Origin of the sequence: Vibrio sp. 1CM7H, assembly GCF_023161645.1 — a bacterium.
GTDB lineage: Bacteria > Pseudomonadota > Gammaproteobacteria > Enterobacterales > Vibrionaceae > Vibrio > Vibrio diabolicus.
Map to the genome: position 1 here is coordinate 625,596 of NZ_JALNTV010000001.1, position 22,699 is coordinate 648,294.

The following is a 22,699-nucleotide window of genomic DNA, read 5'->3' on the forward strand; positions in this document are numbered from 1 at the left end:
CAGCCACGCAATGTGTCTATAATTGTAAAGTCAGCTTCAAATAGAATGAGCTTTAGGTTACTAAATCGACAGTAATGTGAATTTTATTAAAGAATAAAAGAAGATGCTTACTTAGGTGCTCGCCATTGCTACAATTTGGCGCCTTAAAATGATATAAATCGACAACTTCTAAATTAAAAGGCGCACGTTTCATGCAGCTCACTGCCACTAGCAAAGCACAGTTTTTTATTCAAAATGAGTACCATCACGTCGAAATAAAAGAGAACAGTGTTTTATTAAGCTCAATAGGCAGTGAAGAACATATTCCTTTTACGATCTGGAATGGCAAAGTTAGCGTAAAGCGTGGGTTGTTATGGAGCTCTTTGCAGTTTTTTGCTCATGAGCACGAAGGCAAACAACAAAGCTGGCTAGTACAAGGGCTACCGTGGCCACAATGCCGTAAGTTTGCTCTTGAAGCTGTTCGTCAGTATCAAGAATGGCACAATACTCAGTGCCGAAAACTGGCTGAGTATCTACCTAAGTGGGAAGAAGAGCTCTACAAACTTCAGCATCTTCCTGCCTATCTATCGCACTCTCAAGTGGTCTCCTGGGTGGAAAGTCTTAACCAAGAGTTAAGCGAAATGAAAACCACTCTAGAAGAAGCCAAAATGCGGATGCCGAATCGCATGGCGGAAATAGAACCTTGGCTTATTGATACGTCTGCGACGCTTGGTGAGCGTAATCGTGATTGGCTTGAGGAAGAACGTCCGAATTGGGAAGTGCTGTTTAATCGCATAGAATCTTCGCCTTTAAACTTATCCCAGCAATATGCGGTGTTGCTCAACGATGATCACAACTTAGTCCTTGCTGGCGCAGGCTCTGGCAAAACCAGTGTTTTAACGGCTCGAGTTGCATACCTGTTGCAAAGCCACCAGGCTCAAACAGAAGAGTTGCTTATGCTGGCTTTCGGTCGTGATGCCGCGACTGAAATGAAAGAGCGTTTAGTGGATAAAGTAGGCATGGCCGCAGACGGTGTGCGTGTGAATACGTTCCATCAACTAGGCTTATATATACTCAATCAAGTTGAGCAACAGCCTGTTGAGATCAGTCCGTTGGCGTTAGATGACAACCAGCGAACAGCATGGTGTGTAGATTGGCTGAAAAAGCATTGGATGACGCCTACTAACTTTAAACGTTGGCAAAAACATTTAGACAAATGGCCGATTGCCTATTTAAAAGGGGACGATGAGTTAGGAAGTCACTCAGAAAACCCCAAACTGATCGCGTGGCTAGACTCTCAGTTGTCTAACTTAGCTGCGGTAGGGCTAACCAAAAAGCAAGTGCAAGAAAAGTTGGTAAATCACCAAGACTATACTCGTTTAAACAGCGAACTCGCCTTGTGTTGGCCATGTTTTACTGCGTGGCAGAAAATGCTTAAAGAAAGCAATCAAGTGGATTTCCCTACCATGATCAGTCGTGCGACAGATTATGTAAATAAAGGGAAATTTGTCTCCCCATGGCGCTTCATTATGGTCGATGAGTACCAAGATATCTCTCCAGACCGTTTAGCACTGATTGAAGCACTGTGTGAATCCACACAGAAACAAGCGGGTGCGACGTTGTTTGCGGTTGGTGATGACTGGCAGGCCATCTATCAGTTTGCTGGTGCGGACGTCGATCTTATCACTGGGTTTAAAGAGCGCTTTGCTCACTCTACCGTTCATCATCTAGATACGACTTATCGTTTCAACAATCAGATTGGTGATGTGGCAAACACTTTTGTTCAGCAAAACCCATCGCAATTGCCGAAAACACTAAATAGCCACAAGCAACGTAAGCAGAAGAGTGTGCATACCGCACCGAGTAACCAAGTTGAGAAGATCTTGGATCAATTGAATCAACAAGCCAAGCAAACCAAGTCAGTCTTATTGTTAGGACGTAATCATTATCATAAGCCCGACTTGTATGACGATTGGTTGCGACGTTTTCCTAATCTCGATATTCGTTTTATGACTTGCCATGCGAGTAAAGGGCGAGAGGCTGATTTTGTCATTATTCTTTCTGTGGATGAGGGGCAATTCCCTGCGAAGAAGAAGCAAATTCACATTGATGGCGCATTGACCGAGTCCAAAGACAAATTCCCTCACGCAGAAGAGCGCAGGCTGTTTTACGTGGCGATTACGCGTGCGAAAGAGAAAGTTTGGATTACGCACACTGGCGCTGGGTCCGCATTTGTTCAAGAGCTCGTCAATGGCGATTATCCAATCATCACTTCGCGTTGAAGGCAGAGTTCTGAATTTTAGAAATAATAAAGGCGATACTCAGTATCGCCTTTACGTTATTCGGTTGGCATCAAAGCTTACATGCGTTCAGCAAGATACGCTTCGTAATCCGGTACTTCAATATCCACTTCTTGCTCAAGAAGAGGGGAGTTAAACAAGAACTTAGCGGTGGCTCGGTTCGTTGCCACAGGAATATTCCAAACGCTAGCAATACGAAGAAGCGCTTTAACGTCTGGGTCGTGAGGTACGGCGTTTAGCGGATCCCAGAAGAAAACGAGAACGTCGATTTTGCCTTCTGAAATGAGCGCGCCAAGTTGTTGGTCACCGCCCATTGGGCCACTGATCATGCTCTTAATCGCCAGTCCAGTTTCTTTGCTCAACATGTGTCCGGTTGTGCCTGTCGCGTAAAGAAAGTGACTCTGCAGTTTTTCTTTGTTTTCTTTTACCCAGCGAAGTAGCTCAGGTTTGCAGTTGTCATGGGCAACTAAAGCCACATGTTTGTGGGTTGGCATGGTACGAATGGTTTTTTGCATCAAGATGTTTCCGTTTATATGATTTTAAAATTGTTGTTATTCAATAGAACACGTTTTTTGTCTTTCAATCAACAGCCTTAACACGGAATGTCGGCCTATATTCTGACGGAGATAACGATTCTTCGATCGTATCGTCATGAAGTGTCTTCGGAGTCAGTGGTTTGATCGTTGGTGAGGCATGTTTGTCATACTCTTTTCCCCTTAAGTAATGCGCTGCTTGCATGACGGAAAGCCTGCCTTGCTGCACCATTTTATCTGTTGGCGCGAAGAGTACTTTGTTACGCAATAGGCCTCGGTAAACACCGTGACTTAAGTACACAGAAACCAAGCCGATCTCCTCAGCTTTGCCTGCGCTACGCAGTTCACTGATAGCGGCTTCAATCGCAACCGCGCTGCCAACGATATAATCTATATTTCCCATATCAATCACACGTTGAACCAGGTTACGCTGTAACTCTTTGTCGTTGTCTGCCCAAAACGAGTCAACGATGTTGATATCACTTCCTTGGATCGCTTCATAAAATCCGGCAGTCACGGGCTTCGTGCCTCCACGAGTACGCGGCCCCAAAAGTAAGGCAATGTTTGTTTTTCCTGATCCCTTTGGATGGCGAGCAGCCAGATATTTTCCTGCTTCGTATCCCATCCAGTGCCAGTCAACACCGACCGTACCTTTTAACAGCTCACTTTGCTCTTCATCCAGATCGAGTTGGTTCACAGTAGCAAAGACAGGAATGTTTCCGACCCAATTCTTAAGTGAATGTTCATAGGCTTGTGGGTCCACGGTCCCAAGGACAATCGCATCTGCTCCCCATTGGCTGCACAGTGCGAGTTGTTGCTCTTGACGCGTTTTGTTTGGGTAGCCACCCGCTTCAAGGACTCTCAGCTCGACGCCTTCTTTTTTCGCTTCGGACACCATTCCATAGTTTACTGATAACCAGTATGAATCCTTTAGGTGAGGGTAAATGGCACATACTTTTTCTGCTGCAACCACTGGTAAAGAAGCGACAAGGGCTAATGTGACTGCAGAATGTTTGAAAATTGTGCGAAATGCGTGTTGATTTTTAACCATGAAATGAAGTTCGTTGGCATAGATTAAGTAAACACTGCAAAATATAACGTAATATGTCGCTGAACACGAACATTAAGGTCATGAAAATATGTTGCTAGCAACCGCAAGCATCGGTCGTAAACTCTTATTGTCTTTCATTGCGATGGCAATGCTGGTTATGTTATCGGCACTTATTGGTGTGTCTGGATTTTCTTTAGTTGCCAAGACGGAAAGAAATGTCGTGGATTCTGCAATTCCCGCCATGATTGAAGCGAGGCAAGTCTCTGAGTTGAGTACTCGCATCATTTCGTCTGTACAACTGTTATCGAACGCAAGAAACGAGCAGGAAAGAAAAGAGTCTGGGCGTGTGCTTTTCGAACAGCTCGAATCATTGCTTACTCATATCAAAGAGCTGGGGAGTGAGTCGTTTGATTCTCAATTGCTAGAAGATCTCGAGAATAACGTCCAGAACGTTATCGACAACTTGGCAGAACTTGGTGTTTCGGTTGAAAGAAAGCTGTGGCTGGCAAAAGAGATTGATACTCGTGTCGAAGAGATGCGCTTACTGAGTGAAGAGTTGGAACAGCTAACTCGCACGCAAGTTCAGAACACGAGCACCATTGCCGTTGCTAACGTCACACATATCTATGATTTATTAGAATCGAATAAAAAATCGCAAGTTTATCAGGCACTAGATGCGCTGGTGGAAGTGGATCTAGATCTGACAGAGAGATTGCATGAGCTGCACTTATTGGCTTTTAAAATGCTGAATCAAATTGAAGAAGCTCGCACATTAACCAATATTGAGCGAATCCAGCAGGTGCAAAGTGATTTTGAAAGTAATCTCAAAATCATGAAGCGCCGTGTGCTTGCCGTGGAAGATCCCACTCGCTCCAAACAAATGAGCCAACTATTAACGGAGCTCGGTAAGCGTCAGGTCGTGTTCACTATTTTGATGCAGCAGTATGAGAATAACGAACAATCTCAACAACTGATGCAAAAGACACTGGAATTGTTTTCGGAGCTGAATGGTACCGTAAACAAGTTGGTTGATGATTCAAACAAAACGACAACCGTCGCTGTGGATGAATTGACGAGCACGCTGAAATTCGCTCAGTGGTCTCTAACGGTGATTTCAATTGTTGGTTTGATTGTGTTGGTGCTGATTTTATGGCGTGTTGTATACCTTTCTGTGGTTAAGCGATTGGCAGAGTACTCTGCCGCGCTGCTTTCTGTGGCGCAGGGTAACTTAGCCGTCGAGCTGGAGGTAAAAGGCAAAGATGAGCTAGCGCATATGGGGCAAGCTATCATCACGGCTCGAAATACAGCGCAAGCGCTAAAAGTGGTCGCAGAGGGAGAAGCTCAAGCCAAGCGAGAGCTCGAAGAGCACAAAGAGCATTTGGAAGAGCTCGTTGAGCAACGCACTTCACAGTTAAAACAAGCGAACCGCCGTTTGAATGAAGAGGTTTTGAATCACGCGAAAGCTCGTAAGCAAGCAGAGCAAGCGAGTCGAGCTAAATCAGCATTCTTGGCGACCATGAGCCATGAGATCAGAACGCCGATGAATGGAGTGCTCGGAACAGCACGTCTGTTGATTGACTCCGGCCTCAACCCTATTCAAAAGCGTTATGCGGAAATCATCAACCGCAGTGGTAAAACGTTGCTCGCGATTCTGAATGATGTGCTGGACTACTCCAAGATTGAAGCAGGGCATTTAGAGATTCGCCACATGGGCTTCGATTTACACCAAATGGTTGAAGACACTTTCCAGTTAATGAACAGCCGAGCTCAAGAGAAGAAGCTGTTGTTTTCCTATCATATTGAAAGTGATGTAAGTCGCTATTGGAAAGGGGATGTCACCAGAATCAGTCAAGTGCTTAACAACCTTGTCGGAAACGCGATTAAATTTACTGACGAAGGTGAAATTGATATCTACGTTAGCCTCAACCCAGAGGATGAGTCGCAAGTCCTATTTGAAGTATCAGACACCGGGATAGGTATTGCCAAAAAAGATCAGAGAACGTTGTTTGATGCCTTCACGCAAGCCGAAGGTGGGATGAGTCAAACTGGAGGAACGGGGCTTGGCTTGGCCATCAGTAAACGAATCATTGAAGCGATGGGCGGTATTTTAGAAGTCGATTCTGAAGAAGGAGATGGCAGTCGATTCTGGTTTTCCATTCCATTAGAGGAAAGTGAGCCTGTTGAAACCGGTGCAGTGGCAACCGCGCGCTGCAAAGTGAAAGCGAAAGTCTTGTTGGTAGAAGACAATGAAGTAAACCGAGTGGTTGCGGAAGGCTTTTTAGAAAGCATGGGCCACCAGATCGTGATGGCAGAAAACGGCTCACAGGCAGAGCAACTGATCAGCACGCAGGATTTTGATATCGCTTTAGTCGACATCAACTTGCCAGACTGTGATGGAACCGAGTTAATCCAACGTTTAAAACAAATTGAATGTAACAAACCAGCCAATAAAGCCCTTGCTGCTACGCCTATGATCGCAGTGTCTGCGCACGTTTTTGCCGAAGAAGTTGAGCGCTATTTAGCTGCAGGTTTTGACGGGTATTTACCTAAACCATTGGCAAAAGAAGCTCTAGCGGCATTGATTCAGGATGCGCTGGATGGAAAACCGTTGTTGTTGCCACAAAATGCCGACTGTACCCCGTTTGATCAAACTTCGTCTCAAGAACAAGCGATACAATCAAAGGTTGTTCAAGTCCCTAAAACAGAGGAATCAGATGTGGTCATCATTAACCCGAGCGTGATTGAGTCCGATATGAAAATCTTGGGCAGAGAGAAGATGTTGCACATCATTAATCTGTTTAGAACGACCAGTGCCGATGTACTAAGCAAGCTGCAAGCGTCTGCTGGTGGTAATGACAGTAAAGAAGTGAAGAACCTTGCTCACAAACTAAAAGGCAGCGCAGGGAGTTTAGGGCTTACGGCATTAATGAACTCTTGCCAAGAAATTGAAGCTGCGCCTCAACCTTTAGATACCTATATGGCGACTAAAGATCAATTGGCGTCTCAAGTGTCTGAATCAATTCAAGCTCTTGATGAGTTGATGGCGAAGTAAATCAATTGCATCCCAAAAACAAAAACCTCCGGCAAGCCGGAGGTTTTTTCTATTCGGTCATGTCATCTTCCCACTCGAATCGAGTGTCTAGGGCATAAGGGTCGTCATCAAAAGGATGCTCCACTTTGCCACGCAAGTATTCGAGTTGATGCTCAAGCATGTTGACCGTTTCGTAGTCTCCCTCAGAACAAGCAACGTAAATCTGTTGTTCAAGAGCGGCAATGTTATCTCGGATACCCATGAGAACCCCCTTAAATCATCATCGATTCTCAAAACGATTATAGTCAAGTAATCCAAATTCGATCGGTTGTTTTGTACGGTACCAATTGTGCAGACGATCGCTAAACGGCCAGAATTTTTCTGAGCTTCTGCGAATCGCAAAATTATCCAACAACTTAACGTAATCGGATTCATTTTGGATGGCACTAAATTGATCGACAAATTCTTTTACTTGATTTTCGTTGATCGAGAAAAATGCCGCTGGGTAGCTTCCCACAACGCCACGTACGATAGTCATATCATCGTTAGCAAAGTCCCGGTTGCTTTCTTCATCAAACAAGCTAGAAATATTCGTGTGTGCATTATTGTGAAGTAGGGTGAACAACTCATCTTTTCCAGACTGGCTTCTCACCATAAGCATGGTGATTTGCGGAACGGTCTTCAGACCTTCTCCACGAACTTGGCCAATACGTTGGAGCTGTTTTTCACTTTGAGCAGAAAGCTCAGTATCTTTAATCTCGTAGCGCGGAAGAAGAACATCTGAAACTCGTTCTCTAAGCAACTCGACTAACTCTGTTTTTGGATCGTCAGTTTTGTACTCGACGCTGGTTGGTTGGTTAAATGGCTTCACGTTGCGTTGTAAAAAGTCACTTAACTGTGGACTTTGATCTTTATACCAGCTTGATTGCAGTTCATGACGCATGTCGGTTGGCAGCAAAGATATAAAGTTACTTTCGCCTTCCAGACGCAAGAAGTCCATGAACATTCGTGTCATGAGTTGGTGGCCGAAGTTGCCGTACACATCAAACCCAGCAACGAGCAAATAGTGGATGCGTTCTAGCAACGCGTAGTCAAGAATCCATACCGTTTTCGGCTGCTCGCCAACTAACCCTTGTACGACTGACGCGCTGTCAAAGTGGCGGAAAATCGTTAATGCCGCATTGTGGTTGGTGCCATTACCGTCCCAAATTACGTCGGTGGATAGGTTTTCGCCTTCCTTAAACCAGTTATTGGTAAATTCAGACTTGGCTTCTAGGTAGCGAGCTTGCTGACGCGCGTATTTAACCCAGTTGGTAACAGGCAGCGTGTTGCTTTCCTGCTCTGCTGGCAGTCTTAGGTTATCAGCCTGAGATCGGTAAAACTCATTTACTTCAGGGATATCTGCTTTATCTGGATCTAGAAAGAATATCCAAAAGCGATCATTGATAACGTTCAGTGCAAGTTGGCCACGACAAACAGGCCCTTTAATGTAAGCCATGATCGTGTTTTGCGCATTGTCCAACATAAACTTGAAGCGTGATTTAACCGGAAGATCGATAAATGATGTCATCGGGTTTGCAGCAACTTCAGGTTCATAACCCGGTAGTTGATTAACCGTGTAATCAGTATCGATAAACCAAGTGTTCCAGTTTTCAATACGTTGCTTGTTTAACGCGAACGGCATGTGTGTTTTATCTACAATCGTCCCTTGTTCTGGAATAATTCGATAAAACACGCGCTCAACCCCGGGATCATCGTATGGACGACGTGTTGAAATACGTTTTACTGGTTGCCCCGGTGGAGTAGAAGAACGAACTAACGTAAAGAATCGAGGATCTTCAGTGAGTTCTGAAAAGTAGAGGTGAGACAAAAACAAATGCTCGTAAATATAGCGAGCCATCAGTTGATTTTTTAGATCAGCGCGATTGAGCAAAGTCTCATACTTGTCGATTTGAGCTTGCTCTTGCTCACTAATTGGTTGGTGAACGTTCATTATCGCGCCGTTTTCCAGCCAAGTCATCAGTGTGTGGTATTCACTGTTTGATAGGTTTGGCATACCAAAAGGCATTCCCCAGGTTGGGTTATCTTTTTCGTACTGTTCGTACTCTTCAATTGTTGGACAGGTTTGTTCTCGATCTATCGAAAAATCAAAACCTTCTAACTGGACTTGATCAGGCAGCGGGTGGCGTTCTTTTTGTTGTAGCAAACGTGCAATGAGGCCTGCATCAATGTTGGCCGCCATGCTCTGATCACGTTCGTTAAGTACCGGATGAAAACCCGCATCGCGCCACTCTTGGGTTGTTTCTGCATCTTCGAATAAGCGTGTTGGCGCGGCGGCAGTAAGTCTTGTTCCTTCATATACCAGTGCTTTGCTCGCGCCACGGTCAATACCCTCAACGGAAGAAAGCTTAAGCTGACATGGTGCATCGTAGCACGCATGACAGACGACACAGCGGTTATCCATAATGGGTTTGACTTCGCTTTGGAAGAAGTTTGCTTGAGGTGTAGCTACGTCCGCCGTACGTTCACGAACGAGCTGTGGACCAAACAGTTGGTCATAGTTAAGGCCCGCATAGGTTGCACAGCCAGCAAACAAAGTAGCAATGCAAAGTATAAAAATTAAGCGCAAATTCATTGAGTTATTTTACGTGATTAGAATTTGCATTAATTAAAGCAAAATAAGCGGTCAATTACCAAAAGTTGGAGCAATTCGCCGCGATTTCTTTACTTTTTCGCATGCTTAAATACATAACCTTGTCGATGAACGGTCTGAATTCGATCCGCGTTAATTCCTTCGCTAACCAGTCGTTTTCTTATTCTACTAATATGCATATCGAGTGCGCGGTCATGCTCTGAGAACGTGCGCTTCAGTACCGTTTCATAAAGGAAAGGTTTGCTAAGCACTTGATCTTGATAATGAGTCAGAGTACGGAGCAGCTCGAATTGAACGCTTGTAAGCTGAACTAACTTTTTGTCTGGCGGACGATTTATCATCACAGTATGGCTGTGCTTATCCAGTACGAGCTCATATTCATTATTGAGACCGTTATCGGAAGCTGCCGTCTTAGGAGCAGACGAAAGGGTAGACTCAAACATATTGGCATTTTAATTATTAATGATAGTAAAAACCATTATCATTAATGTTGGCGTGAAATCAATGCTGTATTTTATTTGTAATGCAATATGTCGGAGTCATATCAAAATTCTGATATGGAAGAAATAACTCTACGACGGAAAGAGCACCAATTTAAATCGCCAAATCAATAAGTACTACCACAATTTCTAAAGCAAATAATCAGCTACTTTGGGGACTAGAGCAGCTTTTAATGTATCTAAAGTTCTTATTTCTAAGATTCGCTTATCCACTATTTCTAGACTATACATTCTGTTGCAGGAAGCTCTTTTCTAATACACACAGAGGTTTATATGACAGCGAAATATGGCGTAAAACGTCGATTAGCGATTCTTGCCGCCGCCTTAATTGGCGCGACAAGTAGCAGTATCGCGGCAGAGAAACCTAACATTCTCGTCATCTGGGGTGATGATATTGGCCAGTCCAATCTCAGTGCGTACACCTTTGGCTTGATGGGATACAAAACACCAAACATCGACAGCATCGCGAAAGAGGGCATGATGTTCACGGATTACTACGGTGAACAATCGTGTACTGCGGGTCGCTCCACCTTTATTACTGGCCAGACTGTGCTCAGAACGGGTCTAAGTAAAGTGGGACTTCCTGGTGCCGATTTGGGCTTGCAACCTGAAGATGTGACGATTGCAGAGCTTCTAAAGCCCATGGGTTATATGACAGGTCAGTTTGGTAAAAACCATTTGGGAGACAAAGACGAACATCTCCCTACTAACCACGGCTTCGATGAGTTTTTTGGTAACCTTTACCACCTGAACGCTGAGGAAGAACCGGAGAACGTCGATTACCCTAAAGATCCTGAGTTCCGTAAGAAGTTTGGCCCACGCGGTGTGATTCGCTCTTACGCTGACGGCAAAATTGAAGATACAGGGCCTCTGACTCGTAAGCGTATGGAAACTGTCGATCAAGAGACGTTAGATGCGGCACTCGACTTCATGGATCGTGCTGTAAAAGCGAAAAAACCATTTTTTGTTTGGTGGAATTCGACTCGTATGCATTATCGAACTCATGTAAGTGAAAAGAACTCAGGGGTAACAGGCATCAGTACTTACGCTGATGGGATGGTGGAGCACGATAACCACGTTGGTCAACTACTGAAAAAAGTGGATGATTTAGGCATTAAAGACGACACCATCGTCTTCTACTCAACCGATAATGGCCCACACATGAACTCGTGGCCCGATGCGGGTACAACGCCATTCCGTGGCGAGAAAAATACCAACTGGGAAGGTGCGTACCGTGTTCCTGCAATGGTGCGTTGGCCGGGCAAAATTAAAGCGGGTTCTGTCTCGAATGATATCATGCACCACATGGACTGGATGCCGACTTTGGTAGCTGCCGCTGGTGATGACAACATCAAAGAGAAGCTGCTAAAGGGTTATAGTGCTGGTGGCGAAAAATTCAAAGTTCATCTCGACGGCTATAACTTCCTGCCATACCTCACTGGTAATGAAGAGAAAGCACCGCGTGAAGAGATATTTTACTTTACTGACGATGGTGATTTGAGTTCGATCCGATACAACAATTGGAAAATCGTCTTTTTGGAGCAGCGTGCAAAAGGCACATTACTCGTTTGGGCTGAACCTTTTACACCATTAAGGGTACCAAAAATCTTTAATTTGCGCATGGACCCTTATGAAGTTGCGGATGTTACCTCCAACACGTATTACGATTGGATGATGGATAGGGCATACATGTTAGTGCCAGCACAAGCGTACGTGAGTAAGTTCCTAGAAACCTTCAAAGAGTTCCCGCCAAGGCAAAAAGCAGCAAGCTTCTCGCTCGATCAGGTGATGGAGAAATTAAAAGAGAACCCAAATAAGTAGGCTAGTGCTACGTAAGCAATACGATGCAACCATATAGAAAAGAGGCTCATATGAGCCTCTTTTTTCCGTCTAATAAAAGCTTTCAGAGCAACGAATGGCAAAGAAAATGCGAATCAACAAGGCCTACAAGGAAACTGGCTCGTAGTGGGCTGCCGTTAAGTTCGCTTTAATTTTTTCACGTAGCGCAATATGAGCAGGGTTGTTCATCTCTCGCTTATGGTAAACAAACTTGTAAGGGATAGCGCATATAGAAATAGGGCATTGCAGAACTTGAAGCTTAAGGGCTTTACTCCATTTGTTTGCAAAAGATTGAGACACTAAGCCTAAACAATCGCGTTGCGCGACGTACAACGCCATACCAGCAAGCGAAGATGTGATCAAATCGACTTTTCTCTCTTGAATAGTTTCTTGGGATAGCTGTTCAAAACCGCTCATGTTGTTCCATTTCCCTGAAAACAAACAGTGAGTTTCCTCATAAAACTGCTCTTTTGAGAGCGAGCCTTGCACGCGGGGATGATTCTCACGACAGATAATCACCGCCTCTTCTTCGTAGGCATCTTCAATAATAAACGCCGCATCTTTTGTGATAACAGTATCAATGACAAGATCGACTTTTTGTTGTCTTAGAAGCTCAAATAATAAGAACTTTTCGGGTGGTGATTCATAAAAAATAGTGTTCTTTATCGGGTCCATAATGTGCAATAAAATTTCGGAACAACACACTTCAAAATGATTCTTATCGGATATCGCATTGTCAATGATATTAACCGCTTGCTGGAATTGCGGTAGCAGTTGATAGGCGGTGGATGTTAGTGCGATACCTCGCCCTTTTTTGACAAATAATTGCTTATCGACCACTTGTTCTAAACGCTTTATTGCAGCGCTCACAGCAGGTTGCGTAAGCCCCAATTGTTCCGCGGCTTTTGTATAAGATTGGAACTCCGCGACAACAAGAAAAGTTTGGATCAAATTCAAGTCCATAACGTCACTCATAAATTTAATTTATAGGTTAACTAATTCTGACTGCATTTATCGCCTGAAATTAGTGCTTTATCTTATATCAACAATGGTATTGAAAAGCGAATACCATTTTTACGCACTAGCGAACTCTTGGAGATAATATGAAAAATGCGACCAAAACGAGCAGTAAAAAACTCGTACTTAACGCATGTACGTTAGCATTAGGCGCTGCATCTGCAGTTGCACACGCAGCGGACAAACCCAACATTCTTGTCATCTTTGGTGATGATGTTGGTTACTGGAACCTTAGTACCTACAACCAAGGCATGATGGCGTACAACACGCCGAACATCGATAGCATTGCTAAAGAAGGTGCGAAGTTCACTAACTTCTATGCACAGCAAAGTTCGACAGCAGGCCGTTCTGCATTCATTACTGGTCAAATGCCAAAACGTACTGGTCTATCAAAAGTGGGCTTACCAGGCGCTCCGCAAGGTATCTCGGAAAAAGATCCAACGATTGCAACCGTGCTCAAGCAAATGGGTTACGCAACCGGACAATTTGGTAAGAACCATTTAGGTGACCGAGACGAACACCTTCCTACTAACCACGGTTTTGATGAGTTTTTCGGCAACCTATATCATTTGAACGCGGAAGAAGAGCCAGAGAACGTGGATTATCCTAAAGATCCAGAGTTCAAGAAGAAATTTGGCCCTCGTGGCGTAATCCACTCTTACGCTGACGGCAAAATTGAAGATACCGGTCCACTTACGCGTAAGCGTATGGAAAATGTTGACGGTGAATTCCTTGATGCCGCGGAAACCTTCATAGAAAAACAAGTAAAAGCGGATAAGCCGTTCTTTACTTGGTTTAACACCACTCGCATGCACAACTTCACGCATGTTCCTGAAGAATACCAAGGTAAAACAGGTGCTGGTTTCTACGCGGATGGTGTCAAGCAGCACGATGATCAAATCGGTCAGCTACTTAATAAGATCAAAGAGTTGGGTGTAGATGACAATACAATCATTGTTTACACCACTGACAACGGTCCTATGGTTGATTTGTGGCCTGATGCAGGGATGACACCATTCCGCTCAGAGAAAAACACTGGTTGGGAAGGCAGTTTCCGTGTGCCGATGTTGATTAAATGGCCAGGAAACATCGAAGCAGGTAAAACGTTCAACGGCATGATGTCATTAGAGGATTTCTTCCCGACATTGGTTGCTGCTGCGGGTGACACCAAAGTTAAAGATGAATTACTAAAAGGTAAGAAAGTTGGTGATATGGACTATAAAGTTCACCTAGATGGTTACAACCAACTGCCATATCTAACGGGTAAGTCAGACAAATCTGCTCGTAACGAATTCGTTTACTGGAGCGATGACGGCGATCTTGTGGCATTACGTCAAGGAAAGTACAAGTTCCACTTTATGATTCAAGAGAATGAAACGGGCATGGATGTATGGCGTAAGCCTTTCACTAAACTTCGTGTTCCATTGATCTTCGACTTGAGTATCGATCCATTCGAACGTGGTGACCAAGGTATGGGTTACTCTCGTTGGATGTACGAGCGTTCATTCCTAATGATGCCAGCGGTAGAGAAAGTGAAAGAGGTAATGGGTACGTTTAAAGAGTTCCCACCTCGCATGGAAGCAGGTTCATTCGTACCTAAGTCTTCTAAGTAATAAAGAACATCGATAATCCATAGCGCTCTTCGGAGCGCTATATACCCAAATAGCTTCCCGTTTACTGCACTACGCTTGCGAGGTTATTTGGGTATATTAAATAGTGAGAAACGTATGAGTAAGATTTCCCCTCGCCATTCTACTACTATGCCTATTGTGCCTCTTAAAACGGCGTCTAAAGCAACGGTTCCGGGTGCGTACGACCGTCGATTCCATGTGATGGCAAAGCCAGGCGGAGCAAAATGCAATATCGATTGTCAGTACTGCTTTTATCTGCATAAAGAAAATCTACTGCACCAAGAAAAGCAGCCCAAAATGGACGACGCAACATTGGAAGCGTTCGTGAAAAGCCACATCGAAAGTCAGGATGGCGAAGAAATTGTATTCTCATGGCAGGGCGGGGAGCCAACGCTACTTGGGCTGGACTATTTCCGCAATGTCGTAGCTCTGCAAAAGAAACATCAGCCGCAAGGCGTTCGCATTGAAAACGACCTTCAGACCAACGGCATTTTGCTAAACGATGAGTGGTGTGCGTTTTTAAAAGAGCACAACTTCCTAGTTGGCTTGTCGATTGATGGGCCACGAGAGCTGCACGACAAATATCGCAAAACCCGCAGCGGTAAGCCGACGTTTGATCTGGTGATGAAAGCGGTAGATAAGCTCAAAGCGCATGGCGTGAAATTCAATGCGTTGGTGACGGTCAATCGGCACAATGCGAAATACCCGCTCGAAGTGTATCGATTTTTAACCCAAGAATTAGGTGTGACATACATTCAGTTTGCACCGGTGGTTGAAGCGAACGACTTCCAAACAACCGCACCGCAGTTTTGGAACGAACAGATGATCCCAACCAAAGGCAGTGATCTGGCAAAACCGGGTCATCCAATGTCTGTTGTGACGGATTGGTCGGTTGATCCTGAAGACTGGGGACGCTTTTTAATGGCGACCTTTGAAGAGTGGGTGAATAACGATCTTGGCCGTGTACTGGTTAACCTGTTTGAAACCGCGGTAGCGCAAGTAATGGGGAAACCGTCTCAGCTTTGCGTGACGGCTGAGTTTTGTGGCAAAGGCTTGGCGATTGAGCACAATGGCGATGTGTTCAGTTGCGACCACTATGTGTACCCAGAATACAAACTCGCCAACATTCATGAACACTCATTGAATGACATGGCCTTCTCTACACGACAATACACCTTTGGCATGGCAAAACGCGAATCTTTGCCGACGTATTGTAAGCAGTGTCCCTACTTGCCTTATTGCTGGGGCGAGTGTCCGAAAAACCGTCTGGTCAAAACGCCGAATGGCGAGCCTGGACTAAACTATCTGTGTTCGGGAATCAAAATGTTCTTTGATTACGCGTTACCGATGTTGGTTGGTCTTGCACAGCTGCTCCAATCTGAAGAACCGCAAAGATAACATAGTGAATATAACCTTAAGTTATTTCATTTGTTCTTATACTTAACTATTGAAAAGACGGCTTAAACCACTGAAAAGGTACCCTATGAACCACGCACAACAAGCGATAAAAGAACTCATCGAACAAACAGAAAAAAGCGTCATTGGACAAAGCCACGTGGTTCGAGCTTTAGTCATCGGGTTATTAACGAACGGGCACATTCTTCTAGAAGGTTTGCCGGGAACGGCAAAAACCCGTTCTGTAAAATCGTTGGCGAACTTGTTAAACACCAGTTTTGGTCGAATTCAGTTTACGCCAGATCTTTTGCCATCGGACGTGACGGGAACCGAGGTTTATCAAGAGTTGGATGGCAAGCCGCAACTTCATTTTCAACCAGGGCCAATTTTTAACAGCATAGTGCTTGCCGATGAGGTCAACCGTGCGCCAGCCAAAGTACAAGCCGCACTGCTTGAAGCCATGGCCGAAGGCACAATCACGGTAGGCGATAAAACTCACGTATTGCCAGACTTGTTTATGGTGCTTGCAACGCAAAACCCAGTAGAACAAGAGGGCACGTACCCACTGCCAGAAGCGCAAATGGACCGTTTTATCATGAAGGTTACCGTCGATTACCCAGAAGACGGCGCTGAACGTGACATCATCCGTTTGGTGCGCAGTGAAGAATTAGGTGCGGAAACCAGCAGCGAAATTATTACGCCAAAACACATCGAGCCAGACGTGGTGCTAGAAGCGCGCCGTCAGTTACCAAACATCGTGGTATCAGACCTAGTGGAAAACTACATTGTCGCGTTAGTGATGGCGACTCGTAAGCCAGAGCGTTATGCCGATTCAAACTTAGCAAAATGGATTGAGATTGGCTCTAGTCCCCGTGCCTCCATCGCACTAGACAAATGCGCTCGTGCGTATGCGTGGATGCAAGGACGTGACCATGTCACTCCTGACGATGTGCGAGCCATGGTTCCGTCTGTACTGGGCCACCGTTTTTCTTTGACCTACGATGCACTAGCAGACGGAGTCGATCACCAACGCGTCGTGCAAGAGCTGCTAGATTGTGTAGAAATTGGATAAGCGGGAGGCATTATGGCTAAGCCAACTCTTGCGCCAAAATCACAGGGGATGGATCCCCGTTTGTACTGCGATTACGCTCGCTTAGTACGTCTGCAAGCACAGGCAGAATCATTCAGTTTACTTCCTCATCTAAAAGTGGGTAGCGTACTCTCAGGCCGCCACAATTCGCTGTTTCGCGGTCGTGGATTGAACTTCGAAGAACTGCGCCATTATCAATTGGGTGACGACATTCGTAACCTGGATTGGAAAGTCACGATGCGCACAGGCAAGCCGCACGTGCGCAGCTACACCGAAGAAAAAGATCGCAACGTGATCGTGTGTGTCGACCAGCGCAGCGCAATGTTTTTTGCTTCGACACAAGTCATGAAATCGGTTGTCGCGGCAGAAATCGCGGCCATGTGCGGGTGGCGTGTGTTAAAAGATGGCGACCGAATTGGTTTTGTCATTGCATCCCAACAGGCGTTGTTTCACAGCAAGGCGCAGCGTTCGCAAAACGATCTTCTGGCTCAACTTAAGCGTCTCGCTAAAGCCAATCAATCGCTCAATGTGGACTCCCGCAATTCCGAAAAAGTGACGTTCAGTCAATGGATTGAGCTCATTAAACGCATGAAGCTCAAACAATCCACATTGATTTTTATCAGCGACTGGAGCGACTGCGAGGAGCACCATCTTGACCACCTTAAACAGCTACAACAGCACAACGATGTTCTCGCAGTGATGGTCAGTGACCCATTAGAACAAGCGCTACCAGACGATTTGGCAAAATCGAAATGGGTGGTTGGTGATGGGCAGTATCAACTCAATTTAGACAGCAAAGCAAAGGTAGAAGCCGCGAGCGCAAAGCTTGAGGCTCGAACCAGCTTACAGCGTCAATCACTCTCTCAACTTATGGCGATGAAACACCTTCCGCACATTGAACTCGATACGACTAGCGAGCACATTAAACAATTTCAAAAACTGGTAGGAGGGCGTTAAATGAGTGGTCTTCCTACGCCTCCGAGTACCTATATACTCAGAGAGCTACATGATGTGGCCGTGCCACCAAGCGTGAGTTGGTATCCGCAAACTATTGGCTGGAAAATTTTAGCGGCGGTTGCACTCATTGCACTGGTGTATGTTGCGTATCGTTTGGCTCAACAGTGGTGGTGTAACCGCTACCGACAAGAAGCTCTGTTGGCGATTTCGCAAATCAAACCGAGCGACAAAGGCATGCCTAAAGCATTGTTCTCTGTGCTTAAAATTGTGTTGATTCATGTTGATAGCCGTAACGCGAAATTGTTTGATACCGCCTTTTTGCGAAAGCTCGATGCGCTATATCCGCAAACCGGAGATTCTCAAGCAAACTCGCAAGTGGTCTTTAATGATGAGCTTTCAAAGCGCTGGTTACAAAGTATTGTTGACCCAAGCGTTATGCTAACCAACGAAGAGCGATTAACGCTTATTGCTCGTGCGAAAAACTGGGTGAGTGAACACCGTTGTGATGCTCAAAAAAGCGCGGCAAAGAAATCTCCATTATTGAAACGCAAAGCAAATCAGGGAGGTCAACATGAATGATCTTCTTGTATCGCTAACTGGTTTGTCTGGTTTTGAATTTGCTCACCCAATGTGGTTTCTGATTTTGCCGCTGCCATTGGTGGTGTACTACTTGGTGCCTGCATATCGCACTAAGCAAATGGCGATCAAAGTGCCGTTTTTTAGTCAGTTGGTGGAAGCGATTGGCGAGACGCCATCAGAAGGTGCAAGCCAGTTAACCCCAAGCTGGTGGCAACGAGCAACGTTAATTCTCTCATGGCTTTTTGTGGTGTGTGCGATGGCCAAACCCACCGTGTTAGGCGAGCCTCAAGTTCGCGAGAGTTTAGGGCGCGATGTGATGGTCGTGGTGGATCTTTCGGGTTCCATGGCTGAGCCTGATTTCACCTCTCGTACGGGCGAAAAAATTTCTCGCCTTGATGCGGCAAAAGAAGTGCTGACGGAGTTTGTTCAGTCTCGTAAAGGTGACCGATTAGGCTTGGTTCTTTTTGGTGATGCCGCTTTTGTACAAACGCCATTTACCGCAGACCAAAAAGTGTGGCTCGAACTGCTTAACCAAACCGATGTGGCGATGGCAGGGCAGAGTACCCATCTTGGTGATGCGATTGGCCTAGCGATTAAAGTTTTTGAGCAAAGCGATAAGTCGCGTGGTGCTTTAGAACAAGATCAAAACCGTGAAAAAGTCGCGATTGTATTAACCGATGGTAACGACACGGGCAGCTTTGTCGAACCGATTGATGCGGCGAAAGTTGCGAAAGCCAAAGGCGTGCGAGTGCACGTGATTGCGATGGGTGATCCGGAAACGATAGGTGAAACCGCGTTGGATATGGACACGATTCATCGCATTGCGAAAGAATCCGGCGGTGAAGCGTTTGAAGCACTCAATCGTGATGAACTGTCGGCTGCCTACGACGAGATTGGCAAACTGGAACCTCAACTTTACGAAAGCACCACATACCGCCCAAAACAAAGTCTTCACCATTACTTGATGGCGTTAGTGGTCATCATGCATTTACTCGCGTTCAGCGTCGCGACACTCAAAAGAAGGGCTGCAACACGATCATCATTAGGAGAGAGCGATGTTTGATTCTCTTAGTTGGACGCAATTCTTTACGCAGTTTCATTTTATTCGACCGCTGTGGTTAATGGCTTTGATCCCCATGTTTTTCTTGGTGTGGTTGCGCTGGCGAGAAGAAAGCAAACCAAGCTGGAAGGATATTCTGCCCGAACATTTACGCAATGCTTTGACGATTGGCGAGCGAGGTTGGCGCAAGCAACTGCCGCTTAAGCTCTTGATGCTGATTGTGCTAATCGCCATTGTGATTTGTGCAGGCCCAACGTGGCAACGTGAATCTTCTCCCTTTGGTGAAGATAAAGCCTCTCTGCTTGTGGTGCTTGATAACAGCGACTCGATGCTGCAAAAAGATCTCCCACCAAGCCGCCTTGAGCGTTCCAAACAGAAAATACGCGATTTGTTAGTTGCGCGAAAAGGCGGAAAAACGGGTTTAGTCGTGCTTGCGGGCAGTGCTCATGTGGCGATGCCTGTGACTCAAGACAGCAAAGTGTTTGACCCATTCTTGGCGGCCATTACGCCAGAAATCATGCCCGTGCAAGGTAAGCTTGCTGAAAAAGCCTTGCCGTTAATTGATCAACAATTGCAAGGTCAACCAGGCTCCACCGCTTTGTTGGTGAGCGACGGCGTGAACCCGGCCACGATTAAGCAATACCAAGCGTATTTTTCAGGCAAACCTTATCAACTGTTAATTCTTGCTGCGGGGAATACAGACATCGTGAGTAACAACCCGATGGATTTGGATTCTCTGCAAAAACTGGCCAGCCAGACCAACGGTCGATTGGTGGAAGTGACGGTCGATAACAGTGACATCGAACAACTGAATCAATACGTTGAGCGCAATATGCAGCTTAATGGCGAATCTTCAATGCCTTGGAAAGACATGGGTTATCAACTGCTGTTCCCAATCGCGTTGATCATGATGCTGTGGTTTAGAAAAGGGTGGTTAGTGCAGTGGTGCGTGATCGTAATGGTGAGCGGTACACTTTTGATGCCGACCAGTGCAATGGCGGAGAACATTTCTGTGAAAGCCGAGCAGCCACAAGTTGTGCAAAAAGTGACGACCTTCGACAAGGTGGCGCAATGGTGGTGGGATTTGTGGCTGACGCCAGACCAACAAGGACAGCGTTTGTTCAACCAACAAGCGTATTTAGAAGCTGCAAAACACTTTGTCGATCCATTACGCAAAGGCACTGCGTACTACTACGCTAGCGAGTTTGAGCTCGCGCACAGTGCGTTTTTGGAAATGCAAAACGACCCGTCCGAAGAGGTTAGAGATTACGGTCTTTACAATGCGGCGAGCGCATTGGCGCGCCAACGTGAATATTTGGCTGCTCGCGACTTGTTAAAATCCTTAGCCAGCAAGCCAACATTGAGCGAGTCGTTAAGACCTGATGTTGAGCACAACTTGAAAGTGATTGCTGGCATCGTCGATGAGATAAATCAGATGAGTGAAAGTCAAGCCGGAACAGAGCAAGAGGCGTCAACCGAGCTAGGCGACAACCCTCAAACCGCAGAAGGAGCGGATGAACAAACGTCAGCGGAGTTGATGATTAAAGAGACGTTAAGCGCAGACGATATCTTAGGTAGCCAAGAATTAGCCGACAAGTGGCTAAAGCGAGTCGAAGCGGATCCGAAGTATTTCTTACGGGCTAAATTCCAAATTCAATTACGCTCGCCAACAACGGGTAGCTCAACTACGACAACGGAACACAATACAGAGGAGGCTGCCCAATGATGATGAATGTCCATCGCGTTACCTCTTTTGTACTTCCTGCACGGATAGTAGCATGGTTAGTGGTTTGTTTGAGTCTGTTCGTAAGTCGTCACGTTTTCGCTCAGGATATTTACGATCTTCAACGCAATCATGGTGTTGAGTTGCAAGCGTGGGTTGGTCAACAACCAACGGCTGGAGAAAAGCGTAAAACGCCAAGTTTTAGTGTCAACGAGCAAGTCATTTTAACCATCGAAGTGGCAACGCCGCGCTGGTTTACGGGTGGGACGCGAATTGGCAGTATTGAAATGCCCAATGTTATCGCCAAACAGCGTAATCAGTTAGCCACTAACTTCACGGAGCGCAAGGGCGGACAAACTTGGTCGCGTCAACGCTGGGAAGTGACTTTGTATCCGCAAGCATCTGGTGATTTTGTGATTCCACCTGTCGCAGTGGGCGTTCAGGTGTCAGCGCCGGACGGCGAGAAGGTGTCAGGCACACTCTACACGCAGCCGATTAAGTTCAAAACTGTCTTGCCATCGGGATTGTTGAGCGGTGATACGCCTTGGTTTTCTGCAACGCACGTAGACGTAAAACAAGAGTGGGAAACCTCCATTGAGTCACTCAAAGTTGGGGATGCAATCACGCGTAAAATCACCATTTCGGCTCAAGATTCACTATCTGTGTTGTTACCAGACTTGCTGAAAGGAGAATCAACAACCCGTTACCAAGCGTATCCTCAACCGCACCGTCTTACAGATACGCAAACACGTGGTGATTACCAGTCAACACGCACAGAAGAGAGTGTGTACGTGATTCAACAAGGTGGTGAATTAACCCTGCCAGATTATGAGTTCCGTTGGTGGAACAGTAAGACTCAACAAGTGGAAACGGTGGTGTTAGAGGGCAAAACATTTGCTGCGAAGCTCACGTTGAAATCCTTCATCAAAACGTACTTTGCATGGATTGTATCCACGCTTGTATTGCTGGGTTTTGTGACTGTTTCATTGGTAGCTATTAAACGTTACTACCGCAACAGACCGACACCAGCATGGTTGACGTTCCACCTTTTGTTAAAGGCTAAACGTTGGTCTGAAGCAAGGGCCGTATTGTACAAACAATTACGTTTAAATACGGCAGAGCTGGAAATGACCAAAGCCGATACGAGTGAATCGTGGCAAAAAAGTGCGTCGCGAATGCAAAATGGTGAAAATAGCGCTCATTTAATGAAGTCGATGTGGCGCAAGATCCAGACCAAACAACAACGTTTTAAATTCCGTATACCGCGAGCGTTACCAGGACTGGACAAAGTCATTGGAAGAGATGGCAATGAATAAAACGGGGCGCTAATATAGCGCCTCGTTTTTATTAGAGAATAGAGT

At 45.7% G+C, this 22,699-nt stretch carries 17 protein-coding genes; 11 read left to right on the forward strand and 6 right to left on the reverse strand.

Going from position 1 to position 22,699, the window contains the following annotated elements:
* Positions 1-191: 191 nt before the first annotated feature.
* Complete coding sequence (gene helD / locus MSG33_RS02655; RefSeq protein WP_248379749.1) at positions 192-2,261, forward strand: DNA helicase IV; 2,070 nt, start codon at positions 192-194, stop codon at positions 2,259-2,261.
* A 77-nt stretch (positions 2,262-2,338) separates the two neighbouring features.
* Here helD and MSG33_RS02660 read toward each other — a convergent pair whose 3' ends face one another.
* Both MSG33_RS02660 and torT read right to left on the reverse strand, forming a co-directional pair.
* The gene (locus MSG33_RS02660) at positions 2,339-2,794 is read right to left on the reverse strand and encodes a methylglyoxal synthase (RefSeq protein WP_005376571.1); all 456 of its coding nucleotides are present in this window, start codon (positions 2,792-2,794) and stop codon (positions 2,339-2,341) included.
* Positions 2,795-2,858: 64 nt separating this feature from the next.
* Positions 2,859-3,908 (reverse strand): TMAO reductase system periplasmic protein TorT, encoded by a 1,050-nt coding sequence (gene torT / locus MSG33_RS02665; protein ID WP_082244885.1) that lies wholly within the window; start codon positions 3,906-3,908, stop codon positions 2,859-2,861.
* Between the two features lie 43 nt (positions 3,909-3,951).
* Between torT and torS the strand changes: the two genes are divergently transcribed.
* Positions 3,952-6,915, forward strand: coding sequence for a TMAO reductase system sensor histidine kinase/response regulator TorS (torS, locus tag MSG33_RS02670; protein WP_248379750.1), 2,964 nt, complete (start codon positions 3,952-3,954; stop codon positions 6,913-6,915).
* 49 nt (positions 6,916-6,964) lie between these two features.
* On the opposite strand, the gene MSG33_RS02675 is transcribed toward torS, so the two are convergent.
* The 3 genes from MSG33_RS02675 to MSG33_RS02685 all read right to left on the reverse strand — a co-directional run bounded on the left by MSG33_RS02675 (position 6,965) and on the right by MSG33_RS02685 (position 9,990).
* Complete coding sequence (locus MSG33_RS02675; protein ID WP_005376565.1) at positions 6,965-7,156, reverse strand: hypothetical protein; 192 nt, start codon at positions 7,154-7,156, stop codon at positions 6,965-6,967.
* Between the two features lie 18 nt (positions 7,157-7,174).
* Positions 7,175-9,529, reverse strand: a complete 2,355-nt coding sequence (locus MSG33_RS02680; protein WP_248379751.1) for a fatty acid cis/trans isomerase — start codon at positions 9,527-9,529, stop codon at positions 7,175-7,177.
* Between the two features lie 89 nt (positions 9,530-9,618).
* Positions 9,619-9,990: a winged helix-turn-helix domain-containing protein gene (locus MSG33_RS02685; RefSeq protein WP_227483998.1), complete on the reverse strand. Its 372-nt coding sequence runs from the start codon at positions 9,988-9,990 to the stop codon at positions 9,619-9,621.
* A gap of 330 nt (positions 9,991-10,320) precedes the next feature.
* Between MSG33_RS02685 and MSG33_RS02690 the strand changes: the two genes are divergently transcribed.
* A complete protein-coding gene (locus MSG33_RS02690; protein WP_085344631.1) occupies positions 10,321-11,868 on the forward strand; it encodes an arylsulfatase in 1,548 nt (515 codons plus the stop codon).
* 123 nt (positions 11,869-11,991) lie between these two features.
* Here the strand turns inward: MSG33_RS02690 and MSG33_RS02695 are convergent, their stop codons facing one another.
* Positions 11,992-12,849, reverse strand: coding sequence for a LysR family transcriptional regulator (locus MSG33_RS02695; RefSeq protein WP_005396661.1), 858 nt, complete (start codon positions 12,847-12,849; stop codon positions 11,992-11,994).
* A gap of 140 nt (positions 12,850-12,989) precedes the next feature.
* Here MSG33_RS02695 and MSG33_RS02700 point away from each other — a divergent pair, with 140 nt between their 5' ends.
* The 8 genes from MSG33_RS02700 (at position 12,990) to MSG33_RS02735 (ending at position 22,654) form a co-directional block, all read left to right on the forward strand.
* Positions 12,990-14,516: an arylsulfatase gene (locus MSG33_RS02700; protein ID WP_006742790.1), complete on the forward strand. Its 1,527-nt coding sequence runs from the start codon at positions 12,990-12,992 to the stop codon at positions 14,514-14,516.
* Between the two features lie 114 nt (positions 14,517-14,630).
* Positions 14,631-15,932, forward strand: coding sequence for an anaerobic sulfatase maturase (locus tag MSG33_RS02705; protein WP_248379752.1), 1,302 nt, complete (start codon positions 14,631-14,633; stop codon positions 15,930-15,932).
* A gap of 85 nt (positions 15,933-16,017) precedes the next feature.
* Entirely contained in the window at positions 16,018-17,001 is a 984-nt protein-coding gene (locus MSG33_RS02710; RefSeq protein WP_248379753.1) for a MoxR family ATPase, read from the forward strand.
* Between the two features lie 12 nt (positions 17,002-17,013).
* Entirely contained in the window at positions 17,014-17,976 is a 963-nt protein-coding gene (locus MSG33_RS02715) for a DUF58 domain-containing protein (protein WP_248379754.1), read from the forward strand.
* Complete coding sequence (locus MSG33_RS02720) at positions 17,977-18,555, forward strand: DUF4381 domain-containing protein (RefSeq protein ID WP_025632218.1); 579 nt, start codon at positions 17,977-17,979, stop codon at positions 18,553-18,555.
* Positions 18,548-19,618 (forward strand): VWA domain-containing protein, encoded by a 1,071-nt coding sequence (locus tag MSG33_RS02725; RefSeq protein ID WP_005454055.1) that lies wholly within the window; start codon positions 18,548-18,550, stop codon positions 19,616-19,618. Before MSG33_RS02720 ends, MSG33_RS02725 begins: the two co-directional genes overlap by 8 nt.
* On the forward strand, positions 19,611-21,341 hold the full coding sequence (locus tag MSG33_RS02730) for a VWA domain-containing protein (RefSeq protein WP_248379755.1): 1,731 nt from the start codon (positions 19,611-19,613) through the stop codon (positions 21,339-21,341). The genes MSG33_RS02725 and MSG33_RS02730 overlap by 8 nt, the downstream gene beginning before the upstream one ends.
* Positions 21,338-22,654, forward strand: coding sequence for a BatD family protein (locus tag MSG33_RS02735; RefSeq protein WP_248379757.1), 1,317 nt, complete (start codon positions 21,338-21,340; stop codon positions 22,652-22,654). The genes MSG33_RS02730 and MSG33_RS02735 overlap by 4 nt, the downstream gene beginning before the upstream one ends.
* The last annotated feature ends 45 nt before the right edge of the window (positions 22,655-22,699 follow it).

Bases quoted from the DNA above. Each gene is read 5' to 3' on its own strand.
- helD (WP_248379749.1), top strand. From the start codon at position 192: ATGCAGCTCACTGCCACTAGCAAAGCACAGTTTTTTATTCAAAATGAG.
- MSG33_RS02660 (WP_005376571.1), bottom strand. From the start codon at position 2,794: ATGCAAAAAACCATTCGTACCATGCCAACCCACAAACATGTGGCTTTA.
- torS (WP_248379750.1), top strand. From the start codon at position 3,952: ATGTTGCTAGCAACCGCAAGCATCGGTCGTAAACTCTTATTGTCTTTC.
- MSG33_RS02675 (WP_005376565.1), bottom strand. From the start codon at position 7,156: ATGGGTATCCGAGATAACATTGCCGCTCTTGAACAACAGATTTACGTT.
- MSG33_RS02680 (WP_248379751.1), bottom strand. From the start codon at position 9,529: ATGAATTTGCGCTTAATTTTTATACTTTGCATTGCTACTTTGTTTGCT.
- MSG33_RS02685 (WP_227483998.1), bottom strand. From the start codon at position 9,990: ATGTTTGAGTCTACCCTTTCGTCTGCTCCTAAGACGGCAGCTTCCGAT.
- MSG33_RS02690 (WP_085344631.1), top strand. From the start codon at position 10,321: ATGACAGCGAAATATGGCGTAAAACGTCGATTAGCGATTCTTGCCGCC.
- MSG33_RS02695 (WP_005396661.1), bottom strand. From the start codon at position 12,849: ATGGACTTGAATTTGATCCAAACTTTTCTTGTTGTCGCGGAGTTCCAA.
- MSG33_RS02700 (WP_006742790.1), top strand. From the start codon at position 12,990: ATGAAAAATGCGACCAAAACGAGCAGTAAAAAACTCGTACTTAACGCA.
- MSG33_RS02705 (WP_248379752.1), top strand. From the start codon at position 14,631: ATGAGTAAGATTTCCCCTCGCCATTCTACTACTATGCCTATTGTGCCT.
- MSG33_RS02710 (WP_248379753.1), top strand. From the start codon at position 16,018: ATGAACCACGCACAACAAGCGATAAAAGAACTCATCGAACAAACAGAA.
- MSG33_RS02715 (WP_248379754.1), top strand. From the start codon at position 17,014: ATGGCTAAGCCAACTCTTGCGCCAAAATCACAGGGGATGGATCCCCGT.
- MSG33_RS02720 (WP_025632218.1), top strand. From the start codon at position 17,977: ATGAGTGGTCTTCCTACGCCTCCGAGTACCTATATACTCAGAGAGCTA.
- MSG33_RS02725 (WP_005454055.1), top strand. From the start codon at position 18,548: ATGAATGATCTTCTTGTATCGCTAACTGGTTTGTCTGGTTTTGAATTT.
- MSG33_RS02730 (WP_248379755.1), top strand. From the start codon at position 19,611: ATGTTTGATTCTCTTAGTTGGACGCAATTCTTTACGCAGTTTCATTTT.
- MSG33_RS02735 (WP_248379757.1), top strand. From the start codon at position 21,338: ATGATGATGAATGTCCATCGCGTTACCTCTTTTGTACTTCCTGCACGG.